The sequence below is a fragment of the Sphingomonas echinoides ATCC 14820 genome, assembly GCF_000241465.1.
GTDB classification, from domain to species: Bacteria; Pseudomonadota; Alphaproteobacteria; order Sphingomonadales; family Sphingomonadaceae; genus Sphingomonas; species Sphingomonas echinoides.
Genome location: NZ_JH584236.1, coordinates 143,933 through 148,157, shown reverse-complemented (window position 1 = coordinate 148,157; position 4,225 = coordinate 143,933). Strand labels below are relative to the sequence as shown.

General features: G+C 61.5%; 4 protein-coding genes. 3 read left to right on the top strand and 1 reads right to left on the bottom strand.

The window, feature by feature from the left end; translation table 11 throughout:
- A partial coding sequence (locus ON00_RS20995; protein ID WP_169313359.1) for a TetR family transcriptional regulator occupies positions 1-459 on the bottom strand: 459 nt, incomplete at its 3' end.
- Positions 460-892: 433 nt separating this feature from the next.
- On the opposite strand from ON00_RS20995, the gene ON00_RS21290 reads away from it, so the two are divergent.
- From ON00_RS21290 to ON00_RS19095, 3 genes are all read left to right on the top strand, one after another.
- Entirely contained in the window at positions 893-1,315 is a 423-nt protein-coding gene (locus ON00_RS21290; protein ID WP_245535645.1) for a hypothetical protein, read from the top strand.
- A gap of 135 nt (positions 1,316-1,450) precedes the next feature.
- The gene (locus ON00_RS19100) at positions 1,451-2,746 is read left to right on the top strand and encodes a metallophosphoesterase family protein (protein WP_010409060.1); all 1,296 of its coding nucleotides are present in this window, start codon (positions 1,451-1,453) and stop codon (positions 2,744-2,746) included.
- Between the two features lie 606 nt (positions 2,747-3,352).
- Positions 3,353-4,225: ArdC family protein (locus ON00_RS19095; RefSeq protein WP_083834190.1), on the top strand; the 873-nt coding region annotated here is incomplete at its 3' end.

Here is a 4,225-nt window from a genome sequence, read left to right as displayed (position 1 = left end):
ACACGCATCCACGCTTTCGCCATGGCGGATTGCCAGATCGCGCCAGAACGCCGTTTCAGCGAACATTTCCTCGCGCAGCGCCTCTTCGATAGCGGTCTGACCGCTGGCGACGGCCTCGTTCTCCAGTTCCTGCAAAAGTGCCATCACCATACGGCCGGTGCTCAACCGATCCTGCAACAGCGACGTGAACACGTGATCAAGCTCGGCCCACCTCGGGGCACCCTCTTCCTGTAAAGCGGCCTGCGACTGCCGCCAGCGGCTAGATACCGCGATAGCCTTGAACGCGATCTGCGCGATGAGCCGCTCGCGATTGCCGATGTGGTAATTGATTGCCGACGGGCTCATTCCTGTCTTTCGCGCCAGACTTCGTGCGCTGAGCGCTGCCAGACCGCTCTCTTCGGCAAGGTCATACGCGGCCTCACTCATCCGCTCTGCCTGGGGCGAGGCTTCATCGGACATATATCGCAAGCGACTCAAACCTGACACCCTTCTGTACAGCCGTTCGAATTAAGCTCCGCCCGAATTCGGCTGGCTTTCCCAATCTAGATAGAGCCTCACCACACCGTTGCCAAGTTTGCTCCCTGAGCAGGACGGCATCGCGCATATCGCTTCGCCGACGGCGCATCCGCACAGGATACCCACGAGCGTTTCTCCGGCTGTCATAGAAGATTCACACGATACACCTACCTGTACAGCCGTTCGATTCGGGCAGGGGGTCCTATGAAGTATTCACACATCCATCGATGGGCGGGGTCCCGGCGTATGCCGCAACGGCCTGTCGTCTCCGACTAGGCCCCTCATTGTCCTGAGCGACGCGAGATCCACCCCCGATCCGGGCGGTGGCCGATGTCGCTCGCCCTCTTCTGACATACATGTTCCAAGGACTGATTTCATGGCCAGCTCATCGCAGCACAAGTTCCGCCGCGTTCATCTGCTATCCTCCGCCTTCGCTTCCCTGACGATCGCGGCTCCCCCGGCTTACGCCGCCGACGATCCTGTCGAGGCAGGTGGCGACATCATCGTCACGGCCCAGAAACGCGACCAGCGGCTGATCGATGTTCCATCGGCAGTCAGCGTCCTGTCTCCAGAGGCACTGCGCGAAGCGGGCGTCAAGGACTTGGTGGACGCGTCCCGCCTGACGCCGGGCGTGGTCGTTTCACCGCAATTCGTCGGAGGTCGCACCATCCAGACACTACTTTACCGAACTCGACAACTACCAGGATGTCAAAGGGTATTTTCTGGGCAATGCGCAGCTGGAAGGAAAGTTTTCCGACCACCTCACCGTGACCGGCTGGGTGCGCAACTTCACCAATAAAAGATACGCGACGACCCTTTACGTGGCTCCGCCCGTCTACGCGGCATTCCGCGGCGCGCCGCGCACTTATGGCGTTTCGCTCGGCTACACTTTCTGATCAGCCAACCAACATACAAGCAACTATTGGAGTTTAACATGACCCTCCTTGGCCATTGGACGCGGCAAATTGCGTTCTCATCGGTGGCGGCTATGGCGCTCGCTGCCGGGACAGCCGCCCAGGCGAACAGCCATGACGATAGTTTCACGATCGCGGTGTTGCCCGACACGCAAAACTATATCGACTACACACACCAGAAGGTCGAAGGATTTCCGTTCGATGCCAGCCAGCAATTCCTCGAGCAGATGGAATATGTTGCTGCAAATGTCGAAAGCGTCGGCGGCGACATCGCTTTCGTCACCTCCCTGGGAGACGTCTGGCAGCACCAGTCGCTGACGATGGATCCCGCGCATATCGCCCGTGGATTCAAAAGCGCGCCGAACCCGTTCTTCGACGAGCATCTTGCGCCCACGCCAAAGGTGAAGACCGTCGAGATGCCGATGACTCTCAAGGGCTATCAGATGATAGCGGGAAAAGTGCCCTTCTCGGTCGTGCCGGGCAATCACGATCATGACGCCATGTGGACCGATATCAATCATCCGCCCGCAAAAGAGTTCAAGGACATGTCGAGCGTCGGAATGGTGCACGCCGGCGGCACGGCGAACTTCGTTTCGGTTTTCGGCAAGGACACGCCGTTCTTCAAGGGAAAGAAATGGTACGTCGATTCTTTCAATGGCGGCGCTAACAGCGCCCAGATCTTCGTCGCCGGCGGTTACCGATTCCTGCATATAGGACTGCAGTTCCACGCGCCCAACGCCGCCCTCGAATGGGCTGCGCGCGTGGTCAAGACGTACCCCGGCCTGCCAACGATCATCTCGACCCACGACTACATGATGAGCAATGGCGAGCGGTTGGCCAATCCGATCATCGACAATCATGCCGTCGATCCCGACGACAATACCCCGCAGATGATCTGGGACAAATTCATCAAGCAGCACGATCAGATCTTTATGGTTCTGTGCGGCCACGAGAACGGGCAGGCGTTCCGCATCGACAGCAACGAATTCGGCCACAAGGTCTATCAAATCCTGTCGGATTATCAGGATCGCAACCAGACGGTAAAGGATGCGGGGCTAGCTCCAACGTTGTTCAATGGCATAGGTGACGGCTGGCTGCGGTTGATGAGGTTCGAGATGGAAGCCGCAACGCCAAAGGTCAGGGTGGAGACATATTCGACGCACTACCGGAAGCGTAGCCGCGAAACGGCGCAATACGCCGCCTGGTATCGAGACCATGAGCAGCCGGGCAAAACCGATGAGGCGTTTCACGACAGCGACGACTTCGCTTTCGACCTGACCGACTTCAAAGCGCGGTTTGCCAAGACGGCGCGGTAACACTCAAACCCACCGGGTCGGATGGGTTTGCTCCCCGCCGACCCTTCGGCTTTCTCATCGACGGGCCGCGCGGCGCGCGTCGATCCATATAGCAATACGCTTGGATGCCGCCGGCGGGCGCGATCCCGAGCGTGTTGGCCTGGTCGCATCGACCGGTAAACGCTCATCGCCCCTAACTTCACAATCAATCCGCAAACCAATTTGCGGGCCATCCGCTGCATCTTTCATCGAAAGCTGCGGACGTCGGGCCGCCCGCCTCACGGCGCCGCGCTCTATGCTTCGGCTCTGCCTGCGCACCGAGCCCCTTGCGGGTCTCGGCCGGAGGTGACGATCGCCTGGCGGATGACCATCTTCGCCGGTCGATGTCGTCGCGGCAGGGCCGCGGCGTTGTTGGTGGGCCTTCCCGAATAGCGGGTGCGGGCGTCGCTTCCTCCTAGGCCCGCCACGGCGCGCCGCAAGCCTGCCGGCTGCTCCACTTGCGTTACGCCCCTGCGCTTGTCGCTGGGGTGCGGCCCGCCGCTCGAAGCGGGCCTTTCCGGTCGCTCTTCGCCGCCCACCCCCGCTTTCCGGGGAGGCATGCTGCTTTAGCGAAGAGGAGTTGCAGTGATGCGTTCGAACAACCGGCCTCGTGTGCGTGGAGAGGTCGCGAAGAGCGCGGCCACAGAGCCGCGACCCAGCCTTTACGACGAGGTGACCACCAGGATCGTGGCGGAGCTGGAGGCGGGGCGGTTCCCTTGGGTCCAGCCATGGGGGAGCACAGGAACCGCAGCGCCGGGCCTGCCACGCAACGCCGTGACGAGCCGCACCTACAGCGGCGTCAACATACTGCTATTGTGGGCGGCCTGCATCGCGCACGGCCATGCCTCGCAAAGCTGGCTGACTTTCCGGCAGGCCGTTGCGGCGGGAGGCTGCGTCCGCAAGGGCGAGCGCGGGGTCACAGTGGTCTACGCCGATCGTTTCATTCCCAAAGGCGAGGCGGAACGCGCGGCGCGCGAGGACGAGGACGCGCGGGCCGTACCGTTCCTCAAGCGCTTCACCGTTTTCAATGTCGCGCAGTGCGAGGGTTTGCAACCCGGTCTGGCCTGCGACCCCGCGCCGCTGCCCGAGCGCAAGATCGTGCCCATTGCCGAAGCGCTCATTGCCGCGACCGGCGTGGACCTGCGCGTCGGCGGGGACAAGGCCTATTATGCTCCATCCGCCGACTACGTGGCGGTGCCGCCCCAAGTCGCCTTCTTCGACCAGATCAACTACTACCGCACCTGCCTTCACGAATTGACCCACTGGACCGGCCATCGCACCCGTCTGGCGCGCGATTTCTCCGGCGCGTTCGGCAGCCAGTCGTATGCCCGCGAGGAGCTGGTTGCGGAGATGGGATCAGCCTTTGTGTGCGCGGCGCTCGGTATCGTGCCCACCGTTCGCCACGCAGATTATCTGGCCAGCTGGCTCACCTTATGCTCACCTCGCCATAACGTCAGTAAT

Bases quoted from the DNA above. Each gene is read 5' to 3' on its own strand.
- ON00_RS21290 (WP_245535645.1), top strand. From the start codon at position 893: ATGGCCAGCTCATCGCAGCACAAGTTCCGCCGCGTTCATCTGCTATCC.
- ON00_RS19100 (WP_010409060.1), top strand. From the start codon at position 1,451: ATGACCCTCCTTGGCCATTGGACGCGGCAAATTGCGTTCTCATCGGTG.